The sequence below is a fragment of the Arthrobacter sp. Hor0625 genome (genome assembly GCF_052567525.1).
Genome location: NZ_CP199586.1, coordinates 317,753 through 336,287 on the forward strand (window position 1 = coordinate 317,753; position 18,535 = coordinate 336,287).

Below are 18,535 nucleotides of genomic sequence, written 5' to 3' on the forward strand. Positions count from 1 at the left end.
CCAAGACCGTCCGTCCAGAAGTAGGGTAACCCCTCCCCCGGACAAGTAGACAGAGCATAACGGCCGGGTAGGACGGTTGGAAAGGAAAATGACTGGAAAAACTGGGGGCTACTGGGCCTTCGCGGGGTGGAACTTTTGCTGGGCGGCCTGCAGTCCGTCGCGCAGCAGGGCCTCGACGGCGTCGGCGGCGTCGTCAATCAGGAACGGCAGCTCCTTCTTCTCCGCCGCGGCGAAGTCGCGCAGCACGAAGTCGGCGGTGTCCATCCGTCCCGGCGGCCGGCCGACGCCCACGCGGACGCGCAGGTAGTCCTTGGTCGCCAGCGCCTTGGAGATATCACGCAGGCCGTTGTGGCCGCCTTCGCCGCCGCCGAGCTTAAGTTTGACCGTATTAAACGGAATGTCGATCTCGTCATGCACGGCAACCACGCGGTCCGGCTCGATGCCGTAGAACTTCGCCAGCGCGGAGACCGGGCCGCCGGAGACGTTCATGTAGCTCAGCGGCTTGGCCAGCACCACCCGTGGCCCGCCGATACCCAACCGGCCCTCGAGGACCTGGGCACGGGACTTGTGCGACTTGAAGCTGCCGCCCACCCGGTGGGCGAGTTCGTCCAGCACCATCTGGCCGACGTTGTGCCGGTTGTGGGCGTATTCGGTGCCCGGGTTGCCGAGGCCTACGATCAGCCAGGTGTCGGTCATGGGTCCATCCTTCGGGGCAGGGCGCCGGGCCGTGGCCGGGCCGGGCGGAGACGACGGCGGCCGGGCCCCACTGGGACCCGGCCGCCGGAGGATTCGCCGGAATTACTCGGCGGCAGCCTCGGACTGCTCTTCGGCTTCCGCGCCTTCGGCCGGGGCGGCCTCTTCCGCGGTCTCTTCTTCCTCGACGATCTCGACGGCCTCGGAGACGTTGACGACCAGGGCGTCGGCGTCGGCCAACAGGACGGTGCCCTTGGGCAGCACGACGTCGGAAGCGTGGACGTGCTCGCCGGCGGCGCGGCCTTCGACGCTGACCTCGACGGCGGTCGGCAGGTGGGTGGCCTCGGCCTCGAGCGAGATGGTGGTCATCTCCAGGTTGTGCACGTTGCCCGGGGCAACGTCGCCGGTGACGTGGACGGGGACGTCGACGGTGACCTTTTCGCCCTGGCGGACGGTCAGCAGGTCGAGGTGCTCGACGATCTGCTTGATCGGGTTGCGCTGGATGTCCTTGACCAGGGCCAGGCGCGCTTCGCCCTCGATGTCCAGGGACAGCAGGGCGTTGGGCGTGCGGACCGCGAGGGTGGTCGCCTTGGACGGGAGGGTGATGTGGACCGGCTCGGCGCCGTGGCCGTAGATTACGGCGGGGATGCGGCCGGCCATGCGGGCGCGGCGGGCGAAGCCCTTGCCGAATTCGGTGCGGACTTCTGCTGCGAGCTTCTGCTCAGACATGGATATCTCCTGTGATGTGATCGGTGTAGCAAGGGCGGAGGTCTGTCAGCGACCTTCAACGCCGGGCGGCACGGCCGCCCTTCAGAAGGAGATTCAGACCCAGTCGATAACGGAGACCAGCAGTTCGGCGGAGTCCGCTTTCGCGGCCCGCCGGCGCTCTCCCTCGCCAAGGTATCGCCCTCGAGTCTAGCAGGGCCGGGCCCCGTCGCGAAAACGGGGCCCGGCACGCCGGGGCGGGCGCCGGAGTTCCGGCGGCCCCGCCAAGCAGGCGTCGAAGCCGGTTAGGCGTTGCCGTCGAAGAGGCTGGTGACCGAACCGTCGTCGAACACTTCGCGGATGGCCCGGGCGATCAGCGGCGCGATCGAGAGCACGGTCAGCTGCGGGAAGCGCTTGTTCGCCGCGATCGGCAGGGTGTTGGTGACGACGACTTCACGGGCGCCGGATTCGGCGAGGCGCTGCGCGGCGGGGTCCGAGAACACGGCGTGGGTGGCCGCGATGATGACGTCCTTGGCGCCGGCGTTCTTCAGCACCTGGACGGCGCCGGAGATGGTTCCGCCGGTGTCGATCATGTCATCGATCAGCACGCAGGTGCGGCCCTCGATCTGGCCGACGACGGTCTTCGAGACGGCCTGGTTCGGCACGGTCAGGTCGCGGCTCTTGTGAACGAAGGCCAGCGGCGCGCCGCCGAGGCGTTCGGCCCACTGTTCGGCGACCCGGACGCGGCCGGTGTCCGGCGACACGACGGTGACGTTGTCCGAGCCGACGCGGGTGCGGATGTAGTCGGCGAGCAGCGGGATCGCCATCAGGTGGTCCACGGGACCGTCGAAGAAGCCCTGGATCTGCGAGGTGTGGAGGTCCACGCTCATGATGCGGTCGGCGCCGGCGGTCTTGTACAGGTCCGCGACGAGGCGGGCCGAGATGGGCTCGCGGCCGCGGCCCTTCTTGTCCTGGCGGGCGTAGGGGTAGAAGGGAGAGACCACCGTGATGCGCTTGGCGGAGGCCCGCTTGAGCGAATCGATCATGATCAGCTGTTCCATGAGCCAGTTGTTCAGCGGTGCAGGGTGCGCCTGGATGACGAAGGCGTCGGTGCCGCGGACGCTTTCGCCGGCCCGGACGTAGATCTCGCCGTTGGCGAAGTCATAGGCATCCAGCGGCAGCAGCTCGGTTCCCAGCTCCTTGGCGATCTCGCGCGCCAGTTCCGGGTGCGCGCGCCCCGCGGCGAGCACCAGCTTCTTTTCGCCGTGTGCCGTAATTTCGCTCATGATTGCTAGCCCTCTTCTGTCGATGCCGGAGTACTGGAAGCTGTGGGGGCGGCGGCCTCGGCCAGCGCCGCGGAGATGGAGCCCGGGCGGTGCGAGACGACCCAGCCCTCGGAGTTGCGCTGCTTGGCCAGCGACAGGGCCAGGGCGCCCGCGGGCACGTCGTTGCGGATCACGGCGCCGGCGCCGCTGTAGGCGCCGTCGCCGACCTGGACGGGGGCGACGAAGACGGTGTTGGAGCCGGTGCGGACGCCGGAGCCGATGATGGTCCGGTGCTTCTTCTCGCCGTCGTAGTTGGCCGTGATGTTGCCGCAGCCGATGTTGGTGTCCTCGCCGATTTCCGCGTCGCCCGCGTAGCCGAGGTGGGACAGCTTGGAGCCGCGGCCGATGGTGACGTTCTTGGTTTCGTAGAACGCGCCGATCTTGCCGGTTTCGCCCAGGACAGTACCCGGGCGCAGGTAGGTGAAGGGCCCGACGCTGGCGTTTGCGCCGATGACCGAGCCGGAGCCGTGGGTGCGGATGACCTTGGCACCCTCCCCCACCTGCACGTCCGTGAGGGTGGTGTCGGGGCCGACGACGGCGTCGCGCGCCACCGTGGTGGTGCCGTGCAGCTGGGTGTTCGGCAGCAGGCGGACGTCCTCATCGAGCGTGACGGTGGCGTCGATCCAGGTGGTGGCGGGGTCGACGACGGTGACGCCGGCCCGCATCCAGGCCTCGACGGTGCGCCGGTTGTGTTCGGCGCCGAGGGCGGAGAGCTGCACCCGGTCGTTGGCCCCCTCGACCTGCCAGCGGTCCTCGGTCACGACGGCGGCGACCCGGCCGCCGGCGGCGCGGGCCAGGGCCAGGACATCGGTGAGGTACTTCTCGCCCTGGGCGTTGTCGGTGGTGACCTGGGCCAGCGCATCCCGCAGCACGGCGGCGTCGAAGGCGTAGATGCCCGAGTTGATTTCGCGGATGGCGCGTTCGGCGTCGCTGGCGTCCTTGTGTTCGCGGATGCCGGTGACGGTCCCGTCGGTGCCGCGCAGGATGCGGCCGTACCCGGTGGCGTCGTCGAGGACGGCGGTGAGCACGGTGACGGCGTTGCGGACCGTTTCGTGGGCCGTGACCAGTTCGGCGAGCAGCTCGCCGGTGAGCAGCGGCACGTCGCCGTAGGTGACGACGACGGTCCCGGCCAGCGGGCCGTCGGGGTGCCGGGCGTCGAGGGCTTCGAGGGCGGCCTCGACGGCGCGGCCGGTGCCGGGCACCTCGTCCTGGTCCACGATCAGGGCCTGCGGGTCGATCTCGGCGATGTGCCCGGCGACCAGGTCGCGTTCGTGCCGGACGACCAGGGCCAGCTCGCGCGGAGCAAGGGCACGGGCGGCGTTGAGCGCGTGGCCGACGAGCGAGCGGCCGCCGATTTCGTGGAGGATCTTGGGGGTGCGGGACTTCATCCGGGTACCGGCACCTGCAGCTAGGACGATGACGGCCGCGGGGCCGGTCTTCTCGGGGCTCACGTACGGGCTCTCCTTGCTCAGCGGCCTGGTTCGGTGCCGCTGTTCGATCTCGGTTGACCCGGGGCGGCAGCCAGGTGGTCCACCTCGTTGCCGGCTCCGCGCGGCCGCGCCGGACCGCGTACCGGTCGCGGCATCCTCTTCATCCTACTGGACGGCCGCGGTCCGGTTCCTCCGTGTGCGGCCACAGGCCCGGATCCGGCGGGCGGGGGCCGCCGGGCCAGTTCCGCCCATAGGACTCGAACCTATACTCCACGGCTCCAAAGGCCGGGGTGCTGCCATTACACCAGAGCGGACCGTGCCGCAGCGTCTAGCCTGTGGCACAAGAGCCAATTCTGCCACGAACGCCGCGGCTCGTGCGACTCCGGGCGTGGCCGGGCCGCGGCCGGACTCCGGCCGGCCTGCGGCGCCGGTAGGGCATGATGGAGCGGTGAGCAACAGCGCAGGCGCGTCCGCAGGAGCGGAACTCCCTCCCGGCGGACCGGGACGGGCGGCAGGACCGCTGCCGAGGGCCCGGATGACCGGGGCCCAGCGCCGGGCGCAGCTGATCGGCGTCGGCCGGGGCCTGTTCGCCCTGCGCGGCCTCGACGGCACCACCATCGAGGAGATTGCCGGTGCCGCCGGGGTCTCAAAGCCGGTGATCTATGAGCACTTCGGCTCCAAGGAAGGCCTGTACACCCAGGTGGTGGACCACGAGTTCCGGATCCTGCTCGGCGCGATCAACGACGCCCTCTCCGAGGAGGCCAAGCCGCGGGTGCTGGTGGAGCGGGCGGCGCTGGCCCTGCTGGGCTACATCGAGGACCGGACCGACGGGTTCCGGATCCTGGTGCGGGACGCACCGCCCTCCCAGCCCGAGGGCGCCTTCTCCTCGCTGCTCTCCCGGGTCACGGCACGGGTCGAGCACATCCTGGCCGACGAGTTCGCGCGCCGGGGTTTCAGCGCCGCGGACGGTGCGATGTATGCGCAGATGCTGGTGGGGATGGTCGCGATGACCGGCCAGTGGTGGCAGGACAGCCGCACCCCGGACAAGCGCGAGGTTGCCGCGCACCTGGTGAACCTGGCCTGGAACGGACTCACGGGACTGCGCAAGGAGCCGGAGCTCCGCAGCGACGACTAAGTCTGCCGTCAGTCGTCACCCGTGGTCACCTTCGCGGCGCAGTGGCCCTTCGCCGCTTGCGCAGTGGCGGGCCTACTCGCCGAGGACCTCGAGGGCCTCAAGCCACTCGAGTTCGAGGGCCTCGCGTTCTCCGGCGAGCTCCTGAAGCTTGGCGTTCAGGGCCGCCAGTTCGTCGAACTTGCTGGCGTCGCCGGCTCCGGCGGTCATCTGGGCGTGGATCTTGTCTTCCTGCTGCTGCAGCTTGCCGAGCTGCCGCTCGATCCGGTTTTTGGCCTTGCGGGCGTCCCGCTTCTCCGCCTCTGTCGGCCCCCATGCTGCCGCGGCAGGGGCGCCTGCTGCTGCCGTGACGGGGTTGCCGCCGCCGGTGATGGTGGAGCCGGCCAGCGCCGCTTCACGCAGTTCCAGGTACTGGTCCACGCCGCGCGGCAGGGCGCGGATCTTGCCGTCGCCAAGGAGCGCCATCTGGTGGTCCGTGACGCGTTCGAGCAGGTAGCGGTCGTGGCTGACCACCACAAGGGTGCCCGGCCAGCCGTCCAGCACGTCCTCGACGGCGGCGAGGGTGTCGGTGTCGAGGTCGTTGGTGGGCTCGTCGAGCATCAGCACGTTGGGCTCCCCCACCAGCAGGCGCAGGAGCTGGAGGCGGCGGCGTTCGCCACCGGAGAGGTCCTTGACCGGGGTCCACTGTTTCTCGTTGGTGAAACCGAGCTGTTCCACGAGCTGGCCGGCGGTGAATTCCTTGCCGCCGACGTTGAAGGACCGCTTTTCGCGCTCGATCACTTCGATGACCCGGAGGTCCTTGACGTCGTCAAGCTCCTTGACCTCCTGGCTCAGCACCGCTGTCACGACGGTCTTGCCGCGCTTGACCTTCCCGGAGGTGGGCTGGATTTCGCCGTTGAGGAGTTTCAGCAGGGTGGTCTTGCCGGCGCCGTTGACGCCGACCAGGCCCAGCCGCTCGCCCGGGGCCAGCCGGAGCGTGATGTTGTCGAAGAGCTTCTGCCCGGCGTCCCCGCCCAGGAAGTCGAGCGAGACGTTCTCGAGGTCCAGGACGTCCTTGCCGAGCCGGGCGGTGGCCATCTTGCTCAAAGCCGTCGAGTCGCGCGGCTCCGGGACGTCGGCGATCAGGGCGTTGGCCGCCTCGATCCGGAATTTGGGCTTGGCAGTGCGGGCCGGGGCGCCGCGCCGCAGCCAGGCGAGCTCCTTCTTGACCAGCTGCTGGCGTTTGGATTCGACGACGGCGGCCGTCCGGTCCCGTTCGGCGCGGGCCAGCACGTAGGCCGCGTAGCCGCCCTCGAACGGATCCATGATGCCGTCGTGGATCTCCCAGGTCTTGTTGCAGACTTCGTCGAGGAACCAGCGGTCGTGGGTGACGACAAGGAAGGCGCCCTGGTTGGCCCGCCAGCGGGTCTTCAGGTGCCGGGCCAGCCACGCCACACCCTCGACGTCGAGGTGGTTGGTGGGTTCGTCGAGCATGATGACGTCGTGGTCTTCGATCAGGAGCTTGGCCAGCGCGACGCGGCGCTTTTGGCCGCCGGAGAGGGCGTGGACGTTGGCGTGCCAGTCGACGTCGGACACGAGGCCGCCCATAATTTCGCGGATCCGGGGATTGCGGGCCCATTCGTAGTCGGCCTGGTCGCCGACGATGGCGGCGCCGACGGTGAGGTCGCCGTCGAGCACGTCGCTCTGGTCGAGGTAGCCGATGTTCACGTCCCCGCGCTTGGTGACGCGGCCGGAGTCCGGGGTGGCTCGCAGCGCCAGCAGCCGCATGAGCGTGGACTTGCCGTCGCCGTTGCGGCCCACCATGCCGATCCGGTCCCCCTCTTCAAGGCCGAGGGTGATGCCGTCGAGAACGGTGCGGGTTGCGTACGAGACCGTGAGGTTCTCGCCGCCGAGCAGGTGTGCCACGGGGAACTGCTTTCCTAGATGAAGATGGTCGGGCCGGCGCTTCGGGGCCCGCGGTGGACTGACGTATATACAGTCAAAGTTACTAAAGGAGCGTATCGGAGATGATCCGGGCGCCGTGCACCGGACCGTGGACCGCAAGGGCGTCCAGGCCGTGCCGGCGCAGCTCGCCGGCGAGCCCCTCGGCCGCGGCGGGGCCGTGGGCCAGCAGCGCCACGGTGGGACCGGAGCCGGAGACGATCCCGGCGATCGCGCCGCAGGATTCGCCCAGCCCCAGCACCTCGCGCAGGCCCGGGGCCAGCTCGACGGCGGCCCGCTGCAGGTCGTTGACCAGCACCCGGCTGAGGGCGTCGGCGTCGCCGCCGAGCAGCGCGGCGAGGACGCGCGGGTCCACCGCCGTGGGTTCCGTCACGGCGGCGCCTTCCGCGGCGCGCAGCCGGTCCAGGGTGCGGTAGACCTCGGGGGTGGGCAGGCCGAAGTCCGCGGTGACCAGCACCCAGTCCGTCTGGGCCTTGACCAGCGCCGGGGAGAGTTCGTCCCCCACGCCGAGCCCGACGGCGGTGCCGCCGAGCAGCGAGAAGGGCACGTCGGCGCCGAGTTCGGCCGCCAGGTGGGCCAGTTCGTCGCGGGAGAGCCCGCTGTTCCACAGCGCGTCGCAGGCCAGCAGGGTGGCCGCCGCGTCGGCGGAGCCGCCGCCCATCCCGCCGGCCACCGGGACACGCTTGGTGATTTCGAGGTGGACGCCGGTGGAATGCTCCGACACGTCCGCCATGATGGCCGCGGCCTTGTAGGCCAGATTGCGCTCATCCAGCGGGATGTCGACGCCGTCCAGGTCCAGGGTGCTGGCCGGGCTGATGCTGACGGTGATCGCGCCGGTGTCCGTGCTGGTGGCGGCGACTTCCTCGTAGAGCGAGACGGCCAGGTACACGCTCGCCACCGAGTGGTAGCCGTCCGCGCGCAGCGGCCCTACCTCCAGTGAGACGTTCACCTTGCCCGGCGCCTTGACCCGGACAGTCCTCGCGGAAAAGCGCCCTCTCACTGCGTTCATGGCTCCACGCTATGGCATGGGATGCCGTCGCTCCAAGCAGGGGCGGCGGTCAGGACGCGGGCCTGGCGTGGGCTTCGGCGATCCGTGCGAAGGCGGCGACGTCGAGCACCTCACCGCGGGCCGTCGGGTCGACGCCGGCGGCCCGGAGGCAGCGTTCGGCCTCGGCCGCACTGCTGGCCCAGCCGGCCAGCGCGGCCCGGAGGGTCTTGCGGCGCTGGGCGAAGGCCGCGTCGATGACGGCGAACACCTCTTCCCGGCTGGCGGTGGTGGCCGGCGGTTCCCGGCGCGTGAAGGCCACCAGTCCGGAGTGGATTTTCGGGGCCGGCCAGAAGACGTTCATCCCGATCACGCCGGCCTTGCGCATCCCGCTGTACCAGGCGGCCTTGACCGACGGGACGCCGTAGGTCTTGGTGCCGGGGCCGGCCGCGAGCCGGTCGGCCACCTCGTCCTGGACCATCACCAGGCCGTGGCGCAGGCCCGGGAAGTGCTGCAGCAGGTGCAGCACGACCGGCACGGCAACGTTGTAGGGGAGGTTGGCCACCAGCGCCGTCGGCTGCACCGGCAGTTCGGTAACCTTCATCGCGTCGGCGAGGACCAAGTGGAAGTCCCCGACGGCGTCGGGACGCCAGCGCGCGACCGTGTCGGGAAGCTTCGCGGCGAGGACCGGATCGATTTCGACCGCGACGACGGACTTGGCCGCATCCAGCAGGCCCAGGGTCAGCGAGCCGAGGCCGGGGCCGACCTCCAGGACGGTTTCGTCCGGGCCGATGCCGGCTGCCGTGACGATGCGGCGGATGGTGTTGCCGTCGATCACGAAGTTCTGGCCCAGGGTCTTGGTGGGCCGGACGCCGATTTCCTCCGCCAGCCTGCGGATGTCGGAGGCGCCCATGAGCGGAGCGGGGCCGGCGGCGGGCGGGGGCCCGGCGGCCCCGGCGGCGGAAGGGGTCGGTTCAGTCACCTAGGTATCCTATCCCGCGGCCGGAGAGCCCGAAGGCCGGTTCCGCAGCGCGGAACCGGCCTTCGGTGGTGCTGCCCCGCCCTGGTCGGGCGGGTGCACCGTGGCCGTGCATCCGGTCTCGCGGCCGGATCGGGGACTAGCTGGAGGCAGCCCAGCCGCAGCCCCAGGGCTGGAGGCCGCGCTGCGCGTAGACGCGGTTGGCGACGGCGATCTGCTGGGCCTTGGAGGCCTGGCTGGCGTTGGATGCATACGCGCCGCCGCCGGAACCGAGCCAGGTCTGGATGTCGAACTGGAGTCCGCCGTAGTAGCCGTTGCCGGAGTTGATCGACCAGTTGCCGCCGGACTCGCACTGGGCGATCTTGTCCCACATGGCTTCGTTCATCATGGCAGGGGCAGCGGCGCCGGTGTTGGCGGCCGCCTCCACCTTGGGTTCTTCCTTGACCTTGGTGCCTACGGCGATCTTTTCGGTAACCGGCTCACGGGTGATCTTCTGGGCCACCAGGGTCCTGGAGGCGATCCGGCCGTCGACCAGGACCAGCTTGAAGCTCTTGCTGATGCTGCCGGCGGCGCCGGCCTGGGTGACCTTCTGTTCACCCTTGAGCATGCCGGAATCGGCGGAGGTCAGGGTCTCGAACGGGATCGTTTCGGTGGTGGACGCGGTCTTGGTCAGGTCGACCCGGGAGACCTTGACCACCATGTTGTTGACCACCGGGGCGTTGCGGGGCTGCGAGAGGCGGTCGCTGGCACCGAGCTTGATGCCGGCGTCGGCGAGCAGGCCGTTCACGGTCGCCTCCGTCGTCGTGGTCTTCGTGGCCTTGCCGTCGGCGACCAGGGTGACGGCCTTGGGGGTCGAGATGCTGACGAAGGATCCTGAGACGGCGAGCTGCGCGTCCTTCGGGACCGAGACTTCCGAGGCGCTGGCGAGGCCGAGCTCCGTGACGAGGCCCCCCACCGTCGGCGACGTGGTGCTGATGGTCCGTTCCGCGCCGTCGACGCTCACCTTGACGTCCTTGGCGAGGTTGACGTTGATGACCGCGCCGTCCTGCACACTGGAGTCCGCCGCCGGTGAGACCTTGTCGGCCGGCTGCAGCTCCACCTTGGCGGCACGGACCACCTGGCCCACGGTGCCGCCGAAGGTCTGGACGGAGCTCACTTTCCCGTCGACGTTGAGGGTGACCGTCTTGTTGTTGCCAACGAAGGCGACCAGGCCCAGCACGAGCGCAACGAGCACTACCAGCTGCGAACCGACCTTGACGAAACTGAACTTGCCGTCCGATGTGAAGAACTTGACCACGATTGCCCGTATCTTTTGGACCATCCGGGCACGGGGAAAAGTGCACGCGTCTCCCCTGCGCGAACCCCCAAGGGCAGGTCCGGACCGGGTCCGGATGTTCGCGGAAAACGCGGGCACCGCCTCACCGCCAAGCGAGAGCGCACACGTGGATTGTGGGCCACGGTGCGCGTCCGTTGGTGGTGAAATTCTCCGAAGGCCTTCCCCGACCCCGGCTAATAGTTGACCACTGTAACCGTAGCGTTATAAAGCGGCCAAGAATTTATGCATACCGGGTATGTTACGGGAGGGGCGGAGGCGGTTCCTGTTCAGCCCCAGGATCCGTAGGCCCGCACCGTGTTTTGGGCCAGCTGGGCGCAGAGCTCGGACAGGTCTCGTCCTGTCAATTCGGCCATGGCGCGGACTGTATACGGCACCATGTAGCTGGCGTTCGGCCGGCCCCGGTGCGGATGCGGGGTGAGGAACGGGGCGTCGGTCTCGACCAGGATCCTGCCGGGCTCGGCGAGCGCCAGGGCGGCGCGCAGGTTCGCGGCGTTCTTGAAGGTCACGGTGCCGGCGAAGGAGAGGTACCACCCTTCCTCGTTGCAGGTCCTGGCCAGCCCTTCGTCGCCCGAGAAGCAGTGGAAAACCACCGTCTCCGGGGCCCCTTCCTCGCGCAGGACCTGCACGACGTCGTCGTGGGCGTCACGGTCGTGGATCTGCAGCGCCAGGCCCAGCCGTTTGGCGATGTCGATGTGGCGGCGGAACGAGTAGCGCTGGTGCGCCAGCCCCTCGCCCTCGGTACGGAAGAAGTCCAGACCGGTTTCACCGATCGCCCGGACCCGGGGGTGCCCGGCCAGTGCCTCGATCTCGGCGAGCGCGTCCTCTAGCTCGCCGCGGGCGGCGTAGTGCGGGGCGTCGTTGGGGTGCAGGGCGACGGCGCCCAGCAGCCTGCGGTCCTGCTCCACCGCCTGGACCGTGAAGCGGGATGATTCAAGATCGCAGCCGACCTGCACGGCGCCGCGGACGCCGACAGCCTCGGCGGCGTCCAGGGCATCCTTGATGCCGACCGCCGGCGGCCACCCCTGCGTGCCGGCGTCGGGGAAGTCCAGGTGGGTGTGGTTGTCGAACACCGCAACGGGCAGCGGTTCCGGCGCCGGCGGATAAGGTTTCCGGCCGGCGGATGCCTTGCCGGTCCCGTCGGTACCGGTCTCCCCGGGCTCGCGGTAGGGGGCGGGGGTCAGCGGATCGCACATTCTTCCAGCCTAGTCCCGGCCGGGTCCGGGAATTACCCCGGAACTCTCTGTCTGCTTCGGCAGTTGTGTTAGTACGCTAGGACCAAACAGGCGGACACCACGGGCGGGGCCGGTCACACACAGCCGCCCCGCCGGAGCCGCACCAGGGCTGAAAGGCTGCCGATGGACTACCACCGAAGCACCTCCGTGGACGAAGCGCTGCCGGAACCGGAGGGCTTCGCCGCTGCCCGCACGGCTGCGCCGGAGCCCGGAGCGCCGGTGCTCCCCCCGGCCATGGAGGTCGCGGAGTTCCACGCCGCCACCGAGCGCATCCTGCGCGCGATCAACACGGTGATCGACGGCAAGGCGGAGGCGGCCCGGCTGGCGCTGACGGTGCTGCTGGCGCAGGGCCACCTGCTCCTGGAGGACGTCCCGGGCGTGGGCAAGACCCTGCTGGCAAAGACGCTCGCCCGCACCATCGACTGCTCGGTGAGCCGGATCCAGTTCACCCCGGACCTGCTGCCCTCCGATGTCACGGGCGTCTCCATCTACAACCAGGCTTCCCGGAGGTTTGAGTTCCGGCCCGGGGCGGTCTTCGCGAACATCGTGATCGGGGACGAGATCAACCGGGCGTCCGCGAAAACCCAGTCGGCCCTGCTGGAGTGCATGGAAGAGCACCAGGTCACGGTGGACGGGGAATCGTACCGTCTCGATGAGCCGTTCATGGTGGTGGCCACCCAGAACCCGATCGAGATGGAAGGCACCTATCCGCTGCCGGAGGCCCAGCGCGACAGGTTCATGGCCCGGATCTCCATGGGCTACCCCGACCGGGACGCGGAGCTGGAGATGCTCGAGACGCACCAGTCCACCTCCCCGCTGGCCCGGGTCACGGCCGTGGTCAGCGCCGACGAGGTGGCGGCCATGATCGCCACCGTGCAGCAGGTCTATGTGTCGCGTGCGATCAAGGAGTACACCGTGGCCCTGGGCCGGGCCACCCGGGAGAGCAGCATGCTCCGGCTCGGCGCGAGTCCCCGGTCCATGCTGCAGCTGCTGCGGGCCGCCAAGGCGACCGCAGCCCTGGAGGGCCGCGACTTCGTGCTGCCGGACGACGTCGTCAGCGTGGCCGAACCGGTCCTGGCACACCGGATCATCCTGGACCGCAAGGCCGCGGGCACCGGCGAGACGGCACAGAGCGTTATCCGGTCCATCGTCGCGAAAGTCCCGGTGGCACAGGACAGCGCCCAGCCCGCGGCGCCGTCCGCCGGACGTTAGGGTCGGACGCGGCCGTGGCGTTGCTGGACCGATTCCCGGGGCATATCTTCAGCTCGCGCGGCTGGGGCCTGCTGGCCGCGGGCGTCGGATCCCTACTGGCCGCCCAGCTGCTCGGCCGCCGTGACCTGCTGGCGCTGGCCCTGCTGCTGCTGATCCTGCCCCTGCTCTCCCTCGCCGGAACCCGGGTGCTCAAGCCGCGGTTCCGGGTCTACCGCGAGTTCGACCCGTCTCCGGTGGAAACCTCGGCGGCGACGACAGTCCGCCTGGCGGTGGCCCGCACCGGGCCCGGGAGCGGCCAGGCGCTGATGGAGGAGCGGCTGCCGGCCAGGTTCGGCCACTCCCCGGTGTTCCGTTTCCCGGCCCGGAGCGCCGCCGGCGGGACCAGCCGCTACGAGTACCAGCTCCGCAGCGCCAAGCGCGGCCAGTTCCTGATCGGACCGGTCACGGCGGAATTCAGCGACCCTTTCGGGCTCTCCGTGCACCGGCACGCGATCGACGGCGGCGATGTCCTCACGGTGACGCCCGCCGCGGTGGACCTGCCGGCGACCGGGCTGGCCGGCGCCCGCGGCCACGACGGGGTGACGGCCACGCGGATCCGCGCCAACCCGAGCGACGACGACGCGATGACCCGTGAGTATCGCCACGGCGACCCCATGCGCCGGGTGCACTGGGCGGCAACGGCCCGGCACGGCTCCCTCATGGTGCGGCAAGAGGAGTCCGTGACCACCCCGGAGGCCACGATCATCCTGGACCAGCGGTTCCACGCCTACGCCCAGGGCGCCGGCTACGTCTCCGGCGGGGCCCGGGCCGACGGACATGACCTGGTCAGCAGCGACACCTTCGAGTGGGCGGTCACCGCCGCGATGTCCATCAGCACCCACCTCGCCGAACGCAACTACTCGCTGCGCTGCCTCGACCCCTCGGGCGGGCCGGCCTTCCTGCATTCGCCCTCGGCACCGGAGCCGGCGGCCGACGAGTACAGCGGGGCCGGCGGCCTGCTGTCCATCGCCGAGAGCCTGGCCGCCATCGAGCTCAGCGACGCCCGCCACGCCGCACCGGAGGCCGCACCCGCAGCCTTCGATGACCGGCTCATGGACAAGCTCGCTGCGCACCGGCTGCGCGGCCCCATCCTGGCCGTACTGGGCCGGCTGACGACGACGGAGGCGCGGGCCCTGGCCCCGGCCGCCGGCTTCGGCGCCAACGCCTTCGCCCTGCTGGCCACCGACCGCCCGGCGGAGGCCGCCGCGGCCCTGGAGATCCTGCGGCGCGGCGGCTGGCGGGCCGTGGCCGTATCCCCGGCGACGCCCCTGCCGGCGGCCTGGTCCGCGTTCGACGAGGCCGAAAGCCCGGCACAGGCCGCACACCGCCCCTCCCCCGGGGCCCAGCCCGAGCAGGTGCGGCGATGACCCTGGCAGCGCAGCGCAGCACGGCCCCGGCGCCGTCCGGGGCCGCTCCCGGAGTTTCAGCCGGGCCGCCCGGCGGCGGCCGCACGGCGCGGCTTGAGCCCTGGGTGATGGGACTGGCCGTGGCCGCCGCCGTCGCGGGCGCGTCGCTGGGGCTCAACGGGGTGCTGCGCGGCTGGGCGTGGTATCCGTCCGTACTCACCACGGTCGTCGCCGTGGCGATGGCGATGGCGGGGCTGCGGGCCCTGCGGCTGCGCGGAGCCGTCGTGGCCGCCGGCGGCCTAGCGGCCCTGGTCCTCGTCCTGACCAGCACCTTCTTCCGGCAGCACAGCATCGCCGGGTTCATCCCGTCGTCCGAAACCCTGGCCCAGCTGCCCCGGTATCTGCGCCGCGCCAGCGAAACCGTGCTGGCCGAAAGCTCACCGGTGGCGCCCAACGCCGGCATCGTACTGCTGGCCTGCGGCGTGCTGGGCCTGCTGGTGATCCTGGTCGACACCCTCGCCGTCCCGCTCGCGCTGCCGGCCACCAGCGGGCTCGGGGTCCTCGCCATCCTGGTGGTGCCGGCCATGGTGAAGCCGCAGAGCGTCGGGTGGCTGGGCTTCGCGGCCGCCGCGGCGGGGTACCTGGCGATCCTGGCCGCCAGCCACTGGTTCCACCCAAATTCGCGGACCCGGGTGGACACCGTGCGCGGACCCGGCCAGCTCCGCCGGGCCGCCGTCACCGGGGCCGCGGCCCTGGCGCTGACGCTGGTTTTCCAGCTGGCCATCCCGGGCTTTGACCAGGGTCTCTTCCCGCAGGGCTCGCGGCTGAACCCCTGGGGTTCGGCCAGCGGCCTGAACCCCATGATCAGCCTGGGCAACAACCTCCGCGCCCCCAGCGGCGACGGCCGGATCACGTACGCGACCAGCGCCACCCAGGCGCCGTACCTGCGTTCGGTCACCGTGGACAACTTTGACGGCGACGCGTGGTCCCCCGATGACCGCGACGCCGGCCGGCGGATCGGGACCGGCCGGATGGACCCCGGCACCGACTCCGCCGCCGAGGAACAGCTCCGCGTGGTGACCGCCGTCAATGCAGGCCAGTTCACCAGTCCGTACCTGCCCGTGCCCTACGCCCCGGAGTCGGTGAACGGCCTGACCGGCCGCTGGAGCTGGGACCCGGCAACGTTGAGCATCAAAGGCGTGGACACCAACTCGCGGAACCAGCAGTATGTGGTGACGTCCGTCGCGCCGCGGCTCTCCCGGGCCGTGCTCGCCCAGGCGGGGTCCGGCGCCGAGGGGGTGTCCGAGACCTTTACCCGGGTTCCCGCCAATGTGCCGCCGATCGTGCGCCAGCGCGCCGAGACCGTCACCGCGGGCAGCACCACCAGCTATGCCAAGGCGATGGCCATCCAGACGTACCTGCGCTCCGCCGAGTTCAGCTACTCGCTCCAGTCCCCGGTGCAGAACGGCTACGACGGCAACGGCCTGTCAGTGCTGGCCGACTTCCTGGCCCAGAAGAGCGGGTACTGCATCCATTTCTCCTCGGCCATGGCCGTGATGGCCCGGTTGGAGGGCATCCCCAGCAGGATCGCCGTGGGGTATGCGCCGGGCCGCGCCACGGGGGCCACGGTGTCGGTGGCCGGGCGGGGTGCGCTGCCCGAGTACGAGGTTGATGCCCGGGACGCGCACGCCTGGCCGGAGTTGTATTTCGAGGGCGTGGGCTGGGTGGCCTTTGAGCCGACGCCCTCCCGCGGCGTGGTGCCGGCGTATGCCGCGGAGCCGTCGGCCCCCAGCGGGGCCAGCACCAACGAGAACAACGACGGGCTGATTCCCGAGGCCGATCCCAGGCCCTCGGCGGCGCCGGCTCCGGCGCCGCTGCCGGTGCCTGCCGCGGAACAGGGCGACCAGGCCGCCGGCCGGCTGGTGCCGGTGCTGTACGGCGCGGGCGCTGTGGCCCTGCTGGCGTTGCTGCTGTCCTCCCCCGCCCTGGCGCGTGCCGGCATGCGGCGGCGCCGGCTGAAGGCCGCCGGCGGCCCGGACGCGGCCGCGGCGGCGTGGGCCGAACTGCAGGACCTCGCCGCCGACTATGGCGTCCCGCCGCACGCCAGCGAAACCCCGCGGCACTTCGCCGCCCGGCTCCTGGGATCCGCGGCGCTGGGCGGACCCGGAAGCCGTGACGGCGGGGCGGAGGCCGCGGTGTCCGCGCTGACCGGGAACTTTGAGCGCTGGCGGTACGGCCGGCCCGACGCCGCGCCCGACGCCGGGCCCGCGTCCGGGGATCCCGCTCCCGACCGGCTCCTGCTGGTGCGGCGCCGGTTGCGGGAGCGGGCCACGTGGTGGACGCGGCTGCGCGCGCTCTGGCTGCCGCCGTCGCTCGCGGCCCGCTGGCGGCACCGGGCCGCCGTGCCCCGCCGCGCTGTCGCGGAACCGGCCGGACCGGCCGGGAAAACGCCGAACGGCGCCGCAGGGCCCGGGTCCGGGCTCCGCGGCGCCGCGCGCAGGCTACGCGGGCGTTAGCCGGCGTAGGGGTCGGCGATGCCGACGTACTGGGTGTAGAGGTATTCCTCGATGCCTTCGAGGCCGCCTTCGCGGCCCAGGCCGGACTGCTTGACGCCGCCGAACGGGGCGGCGGCGTTGGACACGACGCCGGCGTTCAGGCCCAGCATGCCGGTTTCGAGGCGTTCGCCCATCCGCAGGCCGCGGTTGAGGTCCTTGGTGAAGACGTAGGCGACCAGGCCGTATTCGGTGTTGTTGGCCAGCCGGACCGCTTCATCCTCGGTGTCGAAGGTGATGATCGGGGCGACGGGTCCGAAGATCTCCTCGGCCAGGATCCGGGTGCCCTCGGTGACGCCCTTGAGGATCGTGGGCTGGTAGAAGTAGCCGGGGCCCTCGACGGCGGAGCCGCCGAGCACCGTCACGGCACCGGAGTTCACCGCGTCCGTGACGAGCTCGTGGACCTTGTCCCGGCTCTTGGCGTCGATCAGCGGCCCGACCTTGGATTCGGCCTCGGTGCCCCGGGCCGTGGTCATGTCCTTCATCTTGGCGGCGAACTTTTCCGCGAACTCGTCCGCGACGGACTCGTGCACGATGAACCGGTTTGCCGCGGTGCAGGCCTCGCCCATGTTGCGCAGCTTCGCCAGCATCGCCCCGGCCACGGCGGCGTCGAGGTCGGCGTCCTCGAACACCACGAACGGGGCGTTGCCGCCAAGTTCCATCGAGGTCCGCAGCACCGTCTCGGACGCGTCGGCGAGCAGGCGGCGGCCGACCTCGGTGGAGCCGGTGAAGGAGAGCTTGCGGAGCCGGGAATCCTTGATCAGCGGCCCGGTGGTGGCGCCGGCGGTGGAGGTCGGGATCAGGTTCAGCACGCCGGCCGGGAGCCCGGCTTCGAGCATGACGGCGGCGAAGAGCTGCGAGGTCAGCGGGGTCAGGTTCGCGGACTTCAGCACCATGGTGCAGCCGGCGGCGACCGCCGGGGCGACCTTGCGGGTGGCCATGGCCAGCGGGAAGTTCCACGGCGTGATCAGCAGGCACGGGCCGACCGGCTTCTTGGTCACCAGGAGCCGGGACTTCCCGTCCGGGGAGACCGAGTAGCGGCCGAACGCGCGGACGGCTTCCTCGGAGAACCAGCGCAGGAACTCGGCACCGTAGGTGACCTCGCCGCGGGCTTCGGCCAGCGGCTTGCCCATTTCCAGGGTCATCAGCAGGGCGAAGTCCTCGGCCCGCTCGGTGACGAGTTCGAAGGCGCGGCGCAGGATCTCGCCGCGCTCCCGCGGCGGGACCTTGGCCCAGGACTCCTGCGCGGCGGCGGCGGCGTCGAGGGCGGCGGCGCCGTCCTCGGGGCCGGCGTCGGCCAGGCTCAGCAGCACCTTCCCGGTCGCCGGATCCTCCACATTGAAGGTCTTCCCGGACGCGGCCGGACGCCACTGTCCGTCGATCAGCAGGCCCGTCGGCACGGAGGCCAGCAGCGCGGCCTCACGTTCCGCGGTAACGGTGGGCTGGGCAGTAACAGTCACAATGACTCCCTCGTCAGCGATGGGTTCGGAATTTCTGGTCGGCTCCGCACGGCTGGTGCCGCAGGGCCGGGCTACTGCCACGGTACTGCCGGATTCTCCGGGGTGTCTACGCTTCCGCGCACTAGGCGCGGCGCTTTCCGCTGTGCAGCTGCACAAGCACGGACCGGC

Annotated in this window: 14 protein-coding genes and 1 tRNA gene; 4 read left to right on the top strand and 11 right to left on the bottom strand. The window is 70.9% G+C overall.

The window, feature by feature from the left end; all coding sequences use genetic code 11:
* Positions 1-108: 108 nt before the first annotated feature.
* The 5 genes from pth to ACTWLI_RS01425 all read right to left on the bottom strand — a co-directional run bounded on the left by pth (position 109) and on the right by ACTWLI_RS01425 (position 4,467).
* On the bottom strand, positions 109-696 hold the full coding sequence (gene pth, locus ACTWLI_RS01405; RefSeq protein ID WP_445154946.1) for an aminoacyl-tRNA hydrolase: 588 nt from the start codon (positions 694-696) through the stop codon (positions 109-111).
* A 102-nt stretch (positions 697-798) separates the two neighbouring features.
* On the bottom strand, positions 799-1,422 hold the full coding sequence (locus ACTWLI_RS01410; RefSeq protein WP_445154947.1) for a 50S ribosomal protein L25/general stress protein Ctc: 624 nt from the start codon (positions 1,420-1,422) through the stop codon (positions 799-801).
* Between the two features lie 281 nt (positions 1,423-1,703).
* Positions 1,704-2,684 carry a ribose-phosphate diphosphokinase gene (locus ACTWLI_RS01415; protein WP_056740260.1) on the bottom strand — a complete coding sequence of 327 codons (981 nt, stop codon included), beginning with the start codon at positions 2,682-2,684 and terminating at the stop codon, positions 1,704-1,706.
* 5 nt (positions 2,685-2,689) lie between these two features.
* Positions 2,690-4,174 carry a bifunctional UDP-N-acetylglucosamine diphosphorylase/glucosamine-1-phosphate N-acetyltransferase GlmU gene (glmU, locus tag ACTWLI_RS01420; RefSeq protein WP_445154948.1) on the bottom strand — a complete coding sequence of 495 codons (1,485 nt, stop codon included), beginning with the start codon at positions 4,172-4,174 and terminating at the stop codon, positions 2,690-2,692.
* Between the two features lie 221 nt (positions 4,175-4,395).
* Positions 4,396-4,467, bottom strand: a tRNA-Gln gene (locus ACTWLI_RS01425).
* Between the two features lie 221 nt (positions 4,468-4,688).
* Here ACTWLI_RS01425 and ACTWLI_RS01430 point away from each other — a divergent pair.
* Complete coding sequence (locus tag ACTWLI_RS01430) at positions 4,689-5,288, top strand: TetR/AcrR family transcriptional regulator (RefSeq protein WP_445156087.1); 600 nt, start codon at positions 4,689-4,691, stop codon at positions 5,286-5,288.
* 72 nt (positions 5,289-5,360) lie between these two features.
* Here the strand turns inward: ACTWLI_RS01430 and ACTWLI_RS01435 are convergent, their stop codons facing one another.
* The 5 genes from ACTWLI_RS01435 to ACTWLI_RS01455 all read right to left on the bottom strand — a co-directional run bounded on the left by ACTWLI_RS01435 (position 5,361) and on the right by ACTWLI_RS01455 (position 11,719).
* Entirely contained in the window at positions 5,361-7,190 is a 1,830-nt protein-coding gene (locus tag ACTWLI_RS01435) for an ABC-F family ATP-binding cassette domain-containing protein (RefSeq protein ID WP_445154949.1), read from the bottom strand.
* A gap of 82 nt (positions 7,191-7,272) precedes the next feature.
* Entirely contained in the window at positions 7,273-8,235 is a 963-nt protein-coding gene (locus ACTWLI_RS01440; protein ID WP_445154950.1) for a 4-(cytidine 5'-diphospho)-2-C-methyl-D-erythritol kinase, read from the bottom strand.
* 49 nt (positions 8,236-8,284) lie between these two features.
* A complete protein-coding gene (gene rsmA, locus ACTWLI_RS01445) occupies positions 8,285-9,193 on the bottom strand; it encodes a 16S rRNA (adenine(1518)-N(6)/adenine(1519)-N(6))-dimethyltransferase RsmA (RefSeq protein ID WP_445154951.1) in 909 nt (302 codons plus the stop codon).
* A 136-nt stretch (positions 9,194-9,329) separates the two neighbouring features.
* On the bottom strand, positions 9,330-10,511 hold the full coding sequence (locus tag ACTWLI_RS01450) for a ubiquitin-like domain-containing protein (protein ID WP_445154952.1): 1,182 nt from the start codon (positions 10,509-10,511) through the stop codon (positions 9,330-9,332).
* Between the two features lie 281 nt (positions 10,512-10,792).
* A complete protein-coding gene (locus tag ACTWLI_RS01455; protein WP_445154953.1) occupies positions 10,793-11,719 on the bottom strand; it encodes a TatD family hydrolase in 927 nt (308 codons plus the stop codon).
* A 162-nt stretch (positions 11,720-11,881) separates the two neighbouring features.
* On the opposite strand from ACTWLI_RS01455, the gene ACTWLI_RS01460 reads away from it, so the two are divergent.
* From ACTWLI_RS01460 to ACTWLI_RS01470, 3 genes are read left to right on the top strand one after another with little or no spacing between them, the layout of a single operon-like run.
* Positions 11,882-12,970: an AAA family ATPase gene (locus ACTWLI_RS01460; RefSeq protein WP_445154954.1), complete on the top strand. Its 1,089-nt coding sequence runs from the start codon at positions 11,882-11,884 to the stop codon at positions 12,968-12,970.
* Between the two features lie 14 nt (positions 12,971-12,984).
* Positions 12,985-14,376 carry a DUF58 domain-containing protein gene (locus ACTWLI_RS01465; RefSeq protein ID WP_445154955.1) on the top strand — a complete coding sequence of 464 codons (1,392 nt, stop codon included), beginning with the start codon at positions 12,985-12,987 and terminating at the stop codon, positions 14,374-14,376.
* Positions 14,373-16,871 (top strand): transglutaminase TgpA family protein, encoded by a 2,499-nt coding sequence (locus ACTWLI_RS01470; RefSeq protein WP_445154956.1) that lies wholly within the window; start codon positions 14,373-14,375, stop codon positions 16,869-16,871. Before ACTWLI_RS01465 ends, ACTWLI_RS01470 begins: the two co-directional genes overlap by 4 nt.
* Here the strand turns inward: ACTWLI_RS01470 and ACTWLI_RS01475 are convergent.
* Positions 16,868-18,367, bottom strand: a complete 1,500-nt coding sequence (locus ACTWLI_RS01475; RefSeq protein ID WP_445154957.1) for an NAD-dependent succinate-semialdehyde dehydrogenase — start codon at positions 18,365-18,367, stop codon at positions 16,868-16,870. The two genes, ACTWLI_RS01470 and ACTWLI_RS01475, sit on opposite strands and share 4 nt — an antisense overlap.
* Between the last annotated feature and the right edge of the window lie 168 nt (positions 18,368-18,535).